This is a genomic window from Streptomyces sp. NBC_00654 (assembly GCF_026341775.1).
Lineage (GTDB): Bacteria > Actinomycetota > Actinomycetes > Streptomycetales > Streptomycetaceae > Streptomyces.
Genome location: NZ_JAPEOB010000003.1, coordinates 250,165 through 265,176, shown reverse-complemented (window position 1 = coordinate 265,176; position 15,012 = coordinate 250,165). Strand labels below are relative to the sequence as shown.

Genomic DNA, 15,012 nt, shown 5'->3' with positions numbered 1-15,012 from the left:
CATGGCCGAGGGAAGCTGTTGGGCACGGCCCGAGTCGTACGCTGGGTGGCGAAGGGCGGTGCCGTATGTCGGACGAACTCGCTGACAACCTAGGGAAATACCGGCGGGTGAGTGGGCTCAGCCAGGAGCAGCTCGCGCGTCGGTCGGGGCTCTCGGTCGGCCTCATCCGGCGCATCGAGCAGGGTGCCGATGGGGTGCGGATGGAGACACTTCATCAGATCGCCAGGGCCTTGGGGGTAAAGACGTCGGACCTCATGGCGGCCGGTCCGCCGGAGCCCGTCAGGCATGACGATCCGAACAGCTTGAATCTGCGCGAGTTGCGCATCGCGCTCACTCCGGCGATCGGTCTTGTCCCCGCGAGCGCGCCTGCCGGTGAGGAGCCGGACCTGCGTCGTCTTCGGCGCATGACGCACGACCATGCGGTGCTGTACTTCGGTGACAGCTACAAGAGCATCGCGGCCGATCTGCCCGCGCTGATTCGCGCGGTGAGTGAGGCAGTCGCGTACTACGAATCGGGTCAGGACCACATCGAAGCCCTGGTCGCCCGATCGGAGGCGCTGCAACTGGTCGGGCGCTACCTGACGCAGATCCGTCAGTACGACCTCGCGCACGGTGCCATTCGGGAGGCCATCTCGGACGCGCGGAGGGCCGAGGCGCCGCTGACGGCCGCGTCCGGCGTCGGCGGGATGTGCTGGATGCTCATGCGTACCGAGCGCTTCGACGAGGCCGAGGAGATCGCTGTCGCGACGATGGACGTTGTCGAGCCGAAGATCAAAGGTGCCTCGCCCGACGAGTACGCGACGTGGGGAGGCCTGGCGATGGAGGGTGCGGCGGCGGCTGCCCGTAACAACCGTCCCGAAGAGGCGAAGGCGCTGCGCCGCGCTGCCGGTACCGCTGCCAGGGCCGTGGGTGCGGCGCACCGGAACCTTCTTCGCCACTGGTCGATGTTCGGTCCCGTGACCGCGTCCATGAAAGAGCTTGAGGACTTCATGATCGTCGGCGACGCGCGATCAGTGGTCCGCAAGTCGAGCGAGGAGGAGAGCCTCCAGCCCAAGAGCTGGAAGCGGCTCGGGAAGCCGAGCAGCAACGACGGGAATCGGTACTACCTCGAACTCGCGCGGGCTCAGGTGCGCACGGGTGACCCGACCGGTGCCATGGAGGAGTTGGCCCGGCTCGACCATGTCGCACCCGAGTGGTTCCGTCACCAGTCGTCGGCCGCGATCACCTTCGAGGAGATCACCAAGAGGCGCCGCACGCTCACGACAGAGATGAGGGAAGTGGGCACCCACCTGGGTGTCCTCGCTTGACCGCATCGCAGCCGGGCGGAGAAGCGGCGGGCTCAGGCGGTGAGTTGTCGCAGCCCCAGGGCGGTGACGAAGCTGGACCAGGTGTGGCGCCGCACTGTCAGGTGTGGTCCCCGAGCCTGTTTCGAGTCGCGTACGCCCACGGCGTTGCGCAGGTCGGCGACCTCGACGCACTCGGTGCCGCTTCCGCCGCTGTACGAGGACTTGAACCAGTGCGCGTTCTCTTGATCCATCAAAGCTCCCTGCAGGCCCGATCCAGGAGCGCGGCAGACATGTCGATGTCCAGTGCCTGTGCGCGCAGATACTCGAACGCCATTTTATAGCGCGCCAGTTCTTGCGGCTTCTCCATGAACAGGCCACCACCGATGATGTCGACGTACACGACGTCGAGTTCGGGCGTCGGCCCGCCGAGGACGACGAAGCTGCCGACCGCGGCTGCGTGGGCACCGGCCTCGAACGGAAGTATCTGGACGGTGATGTGGGGTCGTTCGGTCAGGTCGAGCAGGTGCTTCAACTGCTCGCGCATGACGGAGCGGCCGCCCACGACACGACGGATGACCGCTTCGTCGATCACTGCCCAGATGTGTGGGGGCTCGTCCCGCGCCAGAAGTTCCTGACGTCTCATGCGGATGTCCACCATGTGGTGGATCTCCTGCTCGGTGCTCCGCATCTCCGAGGCCCGGTGCACAGCCTCCGCGTACGCGCGTGTCTGGAGGAGGCCGGGCACGTACATGCAGGCGTAGTGGTCCTCGCTGACCACCTCGTCCTCAAGCGTCAGCATGAGATTCATGGACTCGGGGATCGGATCGGCGAGCGAACGCCACCAACCCTGAATCCGGGCGCCCTTGGCCAGCGCGACGAGCGACGCACGCTCATCGTCCGATGTGTCGTACTCGCGGCAGAGAGCGTCGACCGCCGGCCACTTGACCGTGCCTTCCTTTCTCTCGTAGCGACTCAAGGTCGCCTTGGAGATGCCGACCAGGGCCCCTGCCTCCTCCAGGGTGAGGCCCTTGCGTTCACGAAGACGGCGTAGGTCCGCGCCGAGTTGACGTCTGCGGGTGGTGGGCCCGACTGGCATGACTGTTGCCCTTCGCGTAGATCCCTCAGAGGGTGCACGGTGAGGTGTTCGGCGGGCAAGACAGCGTGCGCCGGGGGCGTGCACTGCTTGGAGTGCTCCCGTTGACGCAGTCTGAGAGTTCCAAAATGAGAGTTCCACTGTCACTCTTCTTGTGTGGACAGACACGTTGGGTGACTGTCGGTGTCGCGGGAGTGGTGATCTGTATGGGTGGCTGTCGCTTCGGTGTGATTCGGAAGGCGTGGGCTCTCCCCTTCCTGGCGGAACCTGCGGAGTTGGCGGGCCTGCGCCGCGCGATCGGTCTGAACCTGGCTCTCTGGGGCCTCGGTGGCGTGGTGCATGACGCACAGCTCTGCGTCTCCGAGTTGGCGGCGAACGTGATCAAGCACGTGGGGCCGGGCACCCCGGCCCGGCTGGCCGTTTCGATGAACGGGAGTCGCCTTCGTATCGAAGTGAGCGACCCGGACACACGCGTGCTTCCCGTCCTCCGTCCGGTCGCGGACGGATCGGAGGACGGGCGGGGGCTGGCCCTGGTGGACGGGGTCGCCGAGCGCTGGGGTGTCGACCTGCGCGGCGACTCCAAGGTCACCTGGTGCGAACTGGTCACCGGTCTGCGTTCGTCGGTCGACCATGCCGAAGGGCCGCAGGTCGCCAAGGCCGAAGCGCTGCTGGGTCTGATGGGGTCGGTGGTCGAGCCGGAGGACGCCTCGTACGGGCGGCTCGGTGTGGCGAGGGCGGAGGAGTCCGCGATCAACCTCATCGCGGACCTCCTCCACTGGCTACGGGCCCACGGCTGCGACCCGGACGGAGCCCTGGACCGTGCGCAGACGCACTTCGAGGCCGAGCTGGGCGGAGTCGTGTGAGGGGGCGATCAGGCCCGCAGCGCCTCGCTGAAGAATCCGATGGAAGGATCCTCCGGAGTGCCGATCAGCAACGCCCGGTCGAGCAGCCCGTTGTTGTACTCGCAGCTGGTCTCGGGCAGGAGGACGCAGGCGTGGCAGGCCGCCAGGTTGATGCCTCCCACGCCGCTCGCCTCGGACTCCACGCAGAGCGGGTCGGCCGAACACCACTGGGCCCGGACGAGTGCCGACCGCAGGGACAGGGCCAAGTGGTCCGGTTCGCCCTGGGCGACCAGGCCACCGAGGCTTCCGGCGGAATCGCTCGTCGCCGTGGCGACGAGGATTCCCGCCATGGTGTCGTCCGCGTACAGACGCTCGCGCAGGGACGCGGCGGGGTAACCGCCGTCCAGGCTCCACTCGTTGATCAGTGCGTGCGCCAACGTGTGCAGGAGAACCATGCGCGGAGTGGCCGGCGAGTCGGGAACACTCGCCGGATCCTGGGCCCGTTCCCGCATCATGCGCAGGTGGTTGGCGCGCATCCGGTCGACCCTGGCCGCGACGGCGACGCTCCGTGCCCAGGAGTCCAGCCGCTGCTCGTCGAGCCTCAGGAAGACGCCTTCACCCTGGACCTCCATGGCGGGCAACCAGTCCATCTCGGCGAGCGACAGCGCCGCCTCCTGGACGTCCGTGCGTGTCTCGGGTGTGTCGACCCGCGAGAACGCCTTGAGCGCACGGACCTCCCGCAGCCGCTTGACCAGCATCGGGCCCTCCAGCCCATAGGGAGTCAGGACGGACGCGGAGGACCGGGGAGGTTCGCAGACGAACTGGTCCTCGTGGTCGGTCTCGCTCTCGGCTCGGCCCGCGATCAGCCGTTCGTACTCCTGCTTCCGAAGCGCTGTGCAGGCGTCGTCCTTGACCTGTTCCTGATCGGGTGCCGCATCCTCGTGATTCTCCCCTTCGAGGAGCGCGATGACCTTGTCGACCGAGAAGTCGTACTTCTTGGTGAGGGCGACGGCCTTGAGGAAGACCTTGATCCCATGGGTGTCCCCGTCCGCGTACATCGTGCGGAGCTCGTCCATGTGCGGGGCGAGCCGGGAGAAGTGTCCGTCGCTCCACGGCGGGATCGACAGCGCCGTCCGCACGATGGGCTGCCAGGCCACGGACGAACCGCGCTGGAGCGTACGCGGACGCTCCGAGCAGGACTCGGCGGGAGCGTCCTTCAGCCAGGGGCGCTTGCCACCGCAGAACACCTTCAGATCGGACAGCGCGGTGCCGCGGAAGGCGCCCTCCATGGACACCTCGGGGATTCCGCAGGTGCAGGAGATCAGGATCGAGCGGAGCGAAGCGGTCCTGCCGCTGGTCCGCAGCCGCATCCGACCGCCGCAGAGACCGGAGTCGCCCTCCTGACGATTCTTGCGGTGCGCCCACTTCCAGTACGGGAAGTCGTCGATGTGTCCCTTGGAGCAGGCCATGACGAAGCGCGAGGGAACGAGGTCCTCCCCGCAGTCGCCGCACTCGTTCTTCCCCGGCGGGGAGTTGAAGAGCCGAACATGCTGGAGGGACTGACAGGTCGGGCACGAGTGCCACAGAGGGAAGCGGCGGACGTGTACACCGTCCTTGCTCGTGTCGTCCGAAGCGGGCGGCAGACGGAACGACTTCACCCCGAGCACCCGGGCCAACCGGTGCTCGTGGATCGTCGGCGCCTCACTGATGTTCCACGAGTCGATGCCGGTCACTATGAACGACTCGTTGTCGACGGCGACGAGCGAACCGACACCGTACGTCGTGATCATCTGCGCCCGGCGGACGGAGCCCCGACGGGGATAGCTGCGCTCGGGCGCACCGGCCCGGCGGCGCCGGGAGGGGGGAGGGGTCATCGGGTTGCCTCCATGAAGAGAGCGGACTCGGCGTCGACATCGCGCAGGCTCCACAGGGTGGGCCACGCCTCCTCGTTGTCGTCGTCGAACGCGCACAGCAGGGACGGTGTCCTCCTGCCGCGCTTGGGTTCGTAGGTGAGCTCGCCATGGAGCTCGGCCTCTTCGGACCACCACTCGACGAACTCGTCGAACGCGTCGGCCGTCGCCGCGTACTCGTCCGGGTCGACCGCCTGGACCCGGGCCAGGAGCGCCGTCCTGACGATCCGGTCCAGTTCGTCGCGGAACTCGTCGATCCGTCCGGCACCGTCATCGGGTCGGGCCGCGGGGATCAGGATCCGGGCGAGCGCGACGACCACCGCGTGCAGACCGCGCTCGCGGGAGCGGGAGGAGAAGGGCGTCACACTGGTCGACTCGACCTCGCGGTACAGCGCCGAGTGGAAGTGCTGGAAGCTCTCGTAGTGCGAACGGTCGCGCGAGCGGTTCGAGTTGAGCATCACGGCCACCAGGCCGGGGTGGCGGCGGCCGACCCGGCTGGTCGCCTGGATGTACTCGGCAGTGGTCTGCGGCTGCCCCATGACCGCCATCAGACCGAGCCGGTCCACATCGACACCGACCGAGATCATGTTGGTGGCCAGGAGGACGTCCACGACATCGGGATGGGGGAGCCGTTGCTCGACCTGCTTGAGCCGCTTGGGAACCTCGCTGGAGTTGGCCCGACTGGTCAACTCGGTCTGTTCCACGATCTTTCGCTGCTCGCGACCGTCACGTTCGGCCAGGTAGCCGAGATAGGCGTCGACGTCGTCGTGGACCTGAAGTTCGGCGGCGGCCAACAGTCGAAGGCTGTTGAAGTAGCCGACGAGCGTCCAGTAGGCGTCGCGCACCTCATCGGTGGCATCGGCCTGTGCCGCCCGGTGGAGGAGGTTGGCGTAGGTGCGGATGAGAAGCGTGGACTGGCTCGTGCTCGGAGTGAGGAGACCGACGTACTGGCGGCTCGCCTTTCGCTCCTTGGGCGTCTCCACGGCGAACCAGGAGTCGCGGGCGTCAATCCCCGCCGGCGGGAACTGGGCGACCTCGCGGGCGAACAGTTTCCTGCCCTGGTCCGAAGCTCGGCGGATCGTCGCGGTCGAGGCGATCACCTTCGGCTCGTCGGCCAGCAGGTCCACGGCCGTCTCGTACAGACCGGTGAGCGTTCCGAGGGGACCCGAGATGAGGTGCAGTTCGTCCTGGACGATCAGCTCCGGAGGCGGGGTTCTGTCGGAGCGGTCGCGGTTGAACAGCGCGGCTGTCTGCTCCCGCCACGGCATGGCGGCGAACTTGTCGACGGTGGCGATCACCAGCGTGGGGCGCGCGTCGTAGACCGCTTCGTCGATCAGATGGACCGGGAGCCCGTGGTGGAAGTCGCACCAGGTGTCCGGGCACCGGACGTGCATGCGCTTCGCCGGCTCGTCGACCTCGTACTGATGCGCGTCCATGCGGGTGCCGCACCACGGGCACGCGTGCAGCTGGACGGGATTCCTCTCCTGGAGCTCCTTCTCCTTCCGCAGTTCGGCGAGGCTCTCCTCGGCCACCGACAGTTTGTTGGGGGTGGCGGACTGGCCGACCCACATGCCGATGGAGATGGGATCCGTCCCCAGCGTTTCCTTGTCGCCGAGGCGGATGCGCTCCATGGCGCAGATCAGAGCCGCCGCTCGTTCGAACTGCTGCAGGGTGAGCAGCCTCAGCGTGTAGCGCATGAGGACGGTGACACCCCCTCCGTGCTCCTTCAGCCGGATGCGCCGCAGGAAGGTCGTGAAGGCGATCAGACCGAGGTACGCCTCGGTCTTGCCACCACCGGTGGGGAACCAGAGCAGGTCGGCGACCGAACGGTCCTGGTGGCCGGGGTCCACGATCCCTTCGAGGCACAGGAGCATGAAGGAGATCTGGAACGGACGCCAGCGCCCGACGGACTCGTCAGGGGAACCTTCCCTTCCCTTCTTCACCCACTCGCTGCGGGAGCGCTGCTGGGCCATCGCCCGATTGGCCAGCCGGAACGCCCGCATCGCGTCGCTGTCGGTGCCGAGAACCCGGATGCCACGACGCATCCGGGCGAGCGCCGTGCGACAGTGCTCGATCTGCGCGCGGGCCGGTGCTTCGTGCGGGGTGCCGCGAAACGCGCCCGACTCCGCCTCCTTGCGATCGATCCACTCGGCGTACGCGGCCGTCAGATCGTTGAGCGCGGCCAGGATCTCGCTCTCGGGCCCGGTCGCCAGGCCCTGCATGGTGAGGGCCGAATCGTCGATGTCGGGGTTGGAATCGGTCAGCAGCACGTCGTGCGCCGGGACGAACTCGGTCCGTACGGTGTCGATGGCGGCGCGCTCCGTATGGGGCACGCCGATGGGCGGGGGCGTCCAGTCCCACTCGGCCGAGCAGCCGTGTCCCACGGCGAAGGTCGGGGCGTGCCGGTGCAACAGCCTGCTCGTCGCCACCTCCGCGTCGATCACCCGCCGCTCGGAGGGGCGTTCGACGAAGCCCGGGGTGCCGGACTCCGTCTTGACGGTGAGGCGGGGCTGGTACAGACAGAAGGCGTCCTGCAGCGCCCGCTTCCCCACCAGGTGTGAGTTGATCAACGTCACCGTCACCGTCACGGTCCCGCTCGCGGGAGCCACCGGCCGGACCACGACGTCGATGGCGACACCGGGGTGCAGATCGTCGATCCGGTATCGACGGGGCACGGACACGTCGATGGTCTCCGGGCGCAGGGTCAGCGGGCGCCTGCGCCAGTGCTCCCTCTGCTCGGAGACGGTGCGGGCCCGGGCGCGCTCGGCGGCGACGGGACGTCCGTCGGCGTCGACCGGATCGTAGACGGCGGCTTCCGTGCGCACGACGAGGCGTCGCGAAACGGCGGGGTCGACGGCGAACGTCAGACCCATGGACGAGGGGCGCCGGTCGCCGACGTGGGCGACACCGAGGTCGGGGGCGGACTCCTCGATGTCCCTGCCCCTCCTCGCCAGCGGCACGTCGTCCAGGCCCTCGTTCTCGGCCGCGTCCTCACCGAGGGCCCGCTCGGCGTCGTCGTCCGAGGCGCGCGGGAACAGCACCCCGATCGGATAGGTGGTGATCGGCGGGTCCTGTGTCAGGACCTCGTCGGGTGATCCGGGACCGAGCAGGTCCCTGCGGAGCTGGGCGACGAGGCCGTCGCGCAGCTCGTAGTGCGCGGAGTGCGGGTTCGTTTCGTCGGTCATGCGTCGTTGCCTTCCTGCGCGGTCTTCCCGGCTCGCCTGTACCGACCGAGTCCTGTCATACGGGGCACCGTCCAGATGCCGTGATCCCCCAGTCCGGCGCGGGAGCCGGAGGCGACGCTTCCGGCGACACTCTCCAGACAGTCCACCCGGAATCCTCCGATCTCCACCGGCCAGCTGACGTCCCAGGTCCTGCTGATCTTCAGAGAGGTGTGGAGATCCCTGCGGAACCGCTCCGAAGCGACCGCGATCGGTCGGTCCCGGTGAAGGACGGTGTACGGGGGGCTCTGGTCGGCGGCCACGGGCAGCCCGTGCTGGGCCCGCAGAACCAGCGAGTCACCGGGGGACACCGCCGACGCCAAGTAGTCCTGCACGCCCGCCGCGTCGTCGTCGAATCCGTCCGTGCCGGGCGGGTGCTCCCGGCACATGTCGCGTCCCGAGGCGGCGATGCCGTCACGGACGTACGACTTCCAACCGCCCAGGTACCAACGGTCGGTCGACCTGTCACGACGGATCAGCGCCGTGTCCGGCGCCGCGATGCGGAACAGGTCGTCCCGCGGTCGGGTCATCGCGACGTAGAGCGAACGCGCCTCGGCCGCCGGGTCGACATGGGTGTGCTGCTTGCGCAACTCCGCCATCGGGGACGGGTCGAGCACGATCACCCGATCGAATTCCAGACCCTTGGCGCGGTGCACGGTCGACACGACCAGGCCGGCGGGTTCGACGGCTGCCAGGTCGTCGGGGAAACGCCCCTCGGCGATCAGCCGTCGCACGGCCGACACGTCCATCAACCCCCTGGGGGCACGGGCGGCACCCCGCAGGGAACGCCAGATCCTCGCACGGTCCCCGACCGGCGCCACCGGGCTCGCGGAGAGCAGCGCCAGGAAGCGTTCCTCGGTCAACGTGGTGGTGCCCGTTCCGCGCAGAACGGAGGCGACCCAGGCGGGAACGGGACGATCCTGCAGGGCCCGCTGCACCCGGTGCCGGACCCCGAGCGAGAACAGCTTGTCGGACAGCACGAGCGCCTGCCGATTGTCCCTGCAGAGGATCGCGCAGGTTCCCGGGTACGACTGCAGTGACTCGACGGTGAACGGGGCCTCCGGATCACCGAAATCGGGGCATGAACGAAGCAGGTCGGTCAGCTTCCGGTGATAGTCCTCACCGGCGGCATCGGACTCCGCCGACTCCGAGGGCAGCCGCCGGAGCGCGCCGCCCAGGGCCAGCGCGGTGCGCGCCTCGTCCGTACGGGCCCGGAAGTTGGTGGAGAGATGCAGCTCCACCAGGTCGTCCGGGTAGGAGGCGCGCAACCAGTCGAAGAAGTAGTTCGTCTCGGCCGCACGGGCATCCTCGTCCGACACCTGGAAGCCGAAGATCGCCTGGGCCCCGTCGCCCACCACGGTGAAGCCGCAGCTCTCCTGGAAGCGGTCCAGCAGGGTCTCCACCATGTCCCGCCGATCACCGACGAGGTCCTGGACCTCGTCGATCACCACGTGGGCGGGTGCGCCCTGCTCGCCCGCCTCGACCGCTCCTCGGAGAATGGCCTCGGTGGTCTCCCTGATCCGCTCGTCGAAACGGAGAACGCCCCAGTCACGGTCGGGCTGCTCGCTCCGCAGCACGCCGTACGCCCATGAGTCGAAGGTCTGGACCCTGACCCGACGGGCCTCGTGGGCATGCGCGGAGATCCGCTCGCGCAGCTCCCGGACCGCCGCACGGGAGAAGCTGAGGACCAGGATCTCACCGGCTTCCAGCGCCTCGTCCTCGTCACTCATCAGGGCGTCGAGGCGGCGGACCAGGGTATGTGTCTTGCCGGCGCCGGCGCCCGCCGTGACCAACAACCTGGTGTCCCAGGGGTGGTCGACCACCGCCCGCTGCTCCTCGGTGAGGGGCGGGCTGTCGAGGTAGGCGTCGGTCACTTGGCCCTCCACAGGTGCTCGAACTGCGTGAAGGCGAGCGCCTTGTCGTAGTTGGTGATGTTGTCCCGGACGTTCAGGATGAGGCAGGTCTCCTTGCCTCCGTTGCCGGGACCCCGCAGACCGCGACCGATCATCTGCTGGTACACGTTCGGGCTGTAGGTGGGGCGGGTGATGACGACGGCACGCGTGGCCGGCGCGTCGAACCCCTGCGTCAGAACACCGTAGTTGGTGAGCACACGCACGCGGCCCCGGCGGAAGTCGTCGATGCTCTTCCTGCGTTCGCCCGTCGGCGTGGCGGAGTCCACCGAGGCGGCGGTGATGCCCCGGTCCTTGAGCTTCGCGGCCAGGAACTTGGCGTGCGCGACGGACGTGGCGAAGACCAGCACCGGCCAGTCGGCGGGCATGGCCTCGATCTCTTCGAGGATGCGCCTGTTGCGGTCGTGGTCGTCGGCGAGACGCTGCTCGGCGGCCTTCGACAGCAGGCTCATCTGCTCGGCCCGCTCCTTCTCGTCGTTGGTCAACACGATGGTCCCGCCGGTGAGTTCGCGGTGATCCACCTTCGCCAGCATGCGGAGCTTCTGAAGCTCCGCGTACGGGTCGTCCGAGTCGAAGACCCCGTCGTCGAGCCGCTGCGCACCGAATCGCTGGACCAGTCGCCGGGTCTCCTCGTCGTTGGTGTTGCGGAACGGGGTGGCGGTGAGCCCGAGCAGGTGGCGACGTGTCTCGCGCGAGGTGAGACCGAGGTGCGCGAGGATCTCCGTGTACTGCGGAGAGATCGCCACGTGCGCCTCGTCGACGATCACGAGGCACGCCTGTCGGAGCCAGGCGTACGCGTCCTCGCCCAGGCAGTTGCGGAGCTTCGCGTCCGTCGCGACCACGAGATGGGGTCGGTCGACGACCGGGCCGGCCTCGTTGGTCGTCCACAGCCTGCTGATCGTCAGCGGGGACTCGGCCCCCACCTTCGACCAGACGAAACTCCAGCTCTGGACCGCCTGTTCGCAGAGCTCCTCGGTCTGGGCGATCCAGAGAATGGGACCTTCCAGCTCGCCCATCTGCTTGACCCAACGAATGACCGCTTCGGCCGCCACCCGGGTCTTGCCCGCACCGGTGGGCAGCGACAGCATCCCGCGCTGCGGGGTGAACCGGTCCAGCATCGCGAAGACCTTCGTGGCCAGGCGTTCCTGGTAGTCGTGCAGACGGGGGAACTCCGTGGGGCCCGGAACCTCGACCCTCGGGGGCAACGAGGGGGTTCTGGTGCCGGCGAAGGAATCGGGGAAGCCGAACTCCGAGACGAACCTCACCGCGGACGAGGAGCCGGTGAAACCCGACGGGGCATGACTCGGATAGGCGGACAGGAGATCGCGGGTGTGCATGTGCAGGACGCTGTCACCGTGGGCGTTGTACGCCATCCGCGCGATGCGACGGGCCGACGGCTCGACGTCGCCGAGTTCGGCGCGCTCGCTCTCCATCAGGCCCGGCGGCAGACCCGCGCGCAACGCCGTCGCCCCGATGAGCAGTTCCAGCTTCTCCTCGACGCTCTCCGCCTCCCGGACCCGGCGGAGGGAAGCCTGGAGTTGCTGGTCGGCCTCCTGGCGTTCCTGTGCGTCGAGAACCGCTCGGCACCCCGCCTCCTTCAGCCCCCAGCGCAGTTCACGGTCCACCGCCATCAGTGCGGCCAGTCGGTTCTCGGGTTCGAGGACGAGCACGGTGGTGCCCTGGAGCGCGCTGCTCAGGGGGGTGGCCCGGGTGCCCTGCGGCGTACGGATCAGCTCCTCCAACTCGGAGCACGGCAGCAGCCGGTAGTTGTTCACCGAGTTGCCCATGCGCTGCCGGAGCGTGGGGAACTCGTCGTGCAGGAGGGTGGGCTCGCCGATACCCACATGACGGGTCTCCTTGCTGATCACGTCGGCGTAGCGCAACATGCCCCACGTCTTGACCAGGAGCGCGGCGTCCTCCGGGCTTCCGGCGAAGAGGGCGGGCAGCTGCTCCGCGCGAAGCGCGCGATACTCCGCGTCGGTGGCCGCGACCGCGATCTCGTGGTCCTCGCGTGCGGACCACTCCGATCCGACGCGGCAACGGGTCAGCTCCCCTTCGGGGAAGTCGACTTCGAGGCGGGTCAGCATCACATAGGTGCGACCGACGAAGGTGTCGTCGTCGCTGGTGCCGAGCTGTTCGAGGAGACGGGCCCACTGATTCGCGGGGACATCCTCCACCACGGTCGGAAGGTGCAGCTTGCGGGCTTTCTCCGCACTGATGTCCGCGACGGGAAGGACATCCGCGTACGCGTGGAGCTGCGGGCCCACCGCGCCGGCGAGCGGCACGACACCCTGTGAGGTGGGGACTCGGCCGTGTCGGGCGAGCATCCATCGCAGGGGGGAGTAGACGGTCTTGAGTGTGGAGACCTGGACGCCGAACTGCATGTTCCAGGTGTCGATGACACCCGCGTCGGGCAGCGCCTTGACGAAAGCACCCCTGCCTTCCTCCGACAGCCGCTCCAGGAGATGCAGCGGCCCCCCGACTGGGGAGCCCTCCAGCTTGAGCCTGCTGAAGGAGGGACGGCCGGCGCTGCTGCTCAACGTCCGGCAGTAGCTCTCGTACATGGCTGTGCGGTACTCCTCGTACCACTGCTCGTCCGCCGGACGGTGTCCGGTCGTCGGCAGCGCGCGCAGGCCGAACTCGTGGAAGACCATCCTGTCGTCGGAATGGAACTCCAGGTCCACGGCGACCGAGCCGTCCCGGCTGCCGTCACCGGGTACTACGTCCCCGGGGAGCAGGCAGTCCCGCATGGGATGGAAGCGCCCGTCGACGGTCCGTACGTACAGGGTCGCCAACGGGTCGGCGACGCGGGCGGTGACCTCTCCGCTGACCTGACTGCCGCCGGCGCTGTGGAAAAGCTCCCAGAATCGTGACCAGTCCTGCGGACCGTAGTGGGCGAAGCCCTGTTCGAGGACGCCGATGAAGCGACCTCGGGAGTCCGCCTCGCGGATGCCGATCTCGTTGAGATCAATGATCAGGGACTGGTCCTCGGACAGCTTCTGATCGACGTACGTCGTTCCGTCCCGAAGCCCGTCCTGAACGGCCCTCCGGAAGACCTTGCCCACGACGGCGGGAACCATCCCGCTCTCCTCGGTGAGCACGATGCGCGCGGCGCGGGCCTCGGCCGCGAACGGGGACGCCTCACGGATCATCGCGGCCAGGATGCGGATCGCGACGGCGGAGGCCTCGGCCGTGCCGTCGGCGACCAGCGCCTCCAGCCACTCACGGACGGTCGCCCGGCCCTGGCGGGTCTCGTCGAGGACGTGTCCCACCTTTCCGGCGCGGAACTCGGCGGCCTCCACCGAGGGGTGGATCCAGTGCGTGGGGCGCCCGGGATAGGCGTTCCACATGCGGAGCCAGTCGAGCCTGAGCGCGACCTTCCCCATCGGGGCCGGGTGGATGCGCAGATCCCGGGGGACCCGCAGGACACCGTCCTGATCGGGGAGCGAGGGCAGCTGGGCCGTCAACTTCCAGATCTGTTCGGTCAGATACTTGTCCGCCCAGTTCAGGGTCTCCGAATCCCGGGACCGGCCGGGCAGGAAGGGCAGATAGGCTCCCGGATCCTCGGCGGGGGCCAACCGCGGAAGCGATTCGACCACCAGCCGCGCCGCGACCTGGATGATCTCCTGGTTGAAGGGGCTGGAGTCCAGAAGGTTCTGTCTGTCCTCATTTGTCTTCCAGGCGCCGTTGAGAATTCCGCCCAGGGTCATGGGGTACTTGGTCGGGAAGAACGACCAGAACTCGCCACGTCCCTTGGGGGCGGTCAGCACGGTGTCACCGGTGTACTCGGGAACGGCCCAGGCGATGTCGATCGTCCCCCGGTCGTGCATCTCGCCCGCGCTGGCCCTGGCCACCTCGGTGGGACGGTGGGCGTGCGAGAAGACCTTCCAGGTGGACCGCGCATCCGGCTTGCCGGTCCGCGCCTCGTGGACGATGTGGACGAAGCCCTCGTGCTCGACCGTGATCTCACGGCGGACCTGCGGCATCGACCGACGGTCCTCCAGCACCACGGTCCCCACATGGTGGGAGAAGAGCTGGAACCGCGCGGGGAACTCCCGCTGGATGTCGGGCTTGCCGGCGGACGTGTGGATGTCGTGGCCGAGCCGTTCCGCGGCGCCCGGCAGCAGGGGAAGTCGTACCACGGTGGTGGCCCAGTCCAACAGGCCGGCCAGCACGGGATCCGCCGCGCGCTCCTTCGAGGCGTCCAGCGGACGGGCCATCCGCAGGACCGGTGCCTCGAACTCCTCGTCGGCCGCGCCCCCGCGCGCCTTCCTGATCTCCTCGTACGACCATCCCCGGTCGAATCCGAACGAGCCGGACGTGCTGAAGAATTGAGGAGTGTCGGTGACGGCCAGGATCGACTTCACACCGACCCCGAATCGGCCGATCTGGCCCCCGCGCTTCTTCGACACACCCATCCGGAGAATGGTCTCCGCGCCCTGGGCCGTGACCGCTGTTCCCTCGTTCGCGCAGTAGAGGTGTGTGTTCGTGAGAACGACATGCACCTTGCCGCCGGGGGAGTCGGCGATCTCGTCGGCCGCATTCTGGACGAGCTCGAACAACTGCCGGTCCCCGTAGCCGCCCTGGGTGATCCGCCGCTCACCGTTGGCGTGTTCCAGGATCAGGCCCGGATCGACCCTGTAGGTCTCCAGGACGCGAGTCGACTGCTCGATGATCGTCTCGATGACGGACGGGTCGCCCGAACCGCCCGTCACGTTGGGGTAATTCACAGTGAATCCATTTCATGGCC

8 protein-coding genes are annotated in these 15,012 nt (G+C 68.3%); 2 read left to right on the top strand and 6 right to left on the bottom strand.

The features are described from left to right. Positions 1–65: 65 nt before the first annotated feature. Entirely contained in the window at positions 66–1,307 is a 1,242-nt protein-coding gene (locus OHA98_RS33550) for a helix-turn-helix domain-containing protein (protein ID WP_266931376.1), read from the top strand. Positions 1,308–1,339: 32 nt separating this feature from the next. Here the strand turns inward: OHA98_RS33550 and OHA98_RS33545 are convergent, their stop codons facing one another. Then, a complete protein-coding gene (locus OHA98_RS33545) occupies positions 1,340–1,537 on the bottom strand; it encodes a DUF397 domain-containing protein (RefSeq protein ID WP_266931374.1) in 198 nt (65 codons plus the stop codon). Continuing rightward, positions 1,537–2,382 carry a helix-turn-helix transcriptional regulator gene (locus tag OHA98_RS33540; RefSeq protein ID WP_266931372.1) on the bottom strand — a complete coding sequence of 282 codons (846 nt, stop codon included), beginning with the start codon at positions 2,380–2,382 and terminating at the stop codon, positions 1,537–1,539. The genes OHA98_RS33545 and OHA98_RS33540 overlap by 1 nt, the downstream gene beginning before the upstream one ends. Positions 2,383–2,585: 203 nt before the next feature. On the opposite strand from OHA98_RS33540, the gene OHA98_RS33535 reads away from it, so the two are divergent. Continuing rightward, positions 2,586–3,242, top strand: a complete 657-nt coding sequence (locus tag OHA98_RS33535; protein ID WP_266932512.1) for an ATP-binding protein — start codon at positions 2,586–2,588, stop codon at positions 3,240–3,242. Positions 3,243–3,250: 8 nt separating this feature from the next. Here the strand turns inward: OHA98_RS33535 and drmB are convergent, their stop codons facing one another. Genes drmB through OHA98_RS33515 form a run of 4 tightly spaced genes read right to left on the bottom strand, consistent with a single transcriptional unit; the run spans position 3,251 to position 14,992 of the window. Then, entirely contained in the window at positions 3,251–5,095 is a 1,845-nt protein-coding gene (drmB, locus tag OHA98_RS33530; RefSeq protein WP_266931370.1) for a DUF1998 domain-containing protein, read from the bottom strand. Further along, complete coding sequence (locus tag OHA98_RS33525) at positions 5,092–8,316, bottom strand: helicase-related protein (RefSeq protein WP_266931368.1); 3,225 nt, start codon at positions 8,314–8,316, stop codon at positions 5,092–5,094. Before OHA98_RS33525 ends, drmB begins: the two co-directional genes overlap by 4 nt. Further along, positions 8,313–10,226: a UvrD-helicase domain-containing protein gene (locus OHA98_RS33520; protein WP_266931366.1), complete on the bottom strand. Its 1,914-nt coding sequence runs from the start codon at positions 10,224–10,226 to the stop codon at positions 8,313–8,315. The genes OHA98_RS33525 and OHA98_RS33520 overlap by 4 nt, the downstream gene beginning before the upstream one ends. After that, positions 10,223–14,992 (bottom strand): DEAD/DEAH box helicase, encoded by a 4,770-nt coding sequence (locus tag OHA98_RS33515; RefSeq protein ID WP_266931364.1) that lies wholly within the window; start codon positions 14,990–14,992, stop codon positions 10,223–10,225. The genes OHA98_RS33520 and OHA98_RS33515 overlap by 4 nt, the downstream gene beginning before the upstream one ends. Positions 14,993–15,012 lie beyond the last annotated feature (20 nt).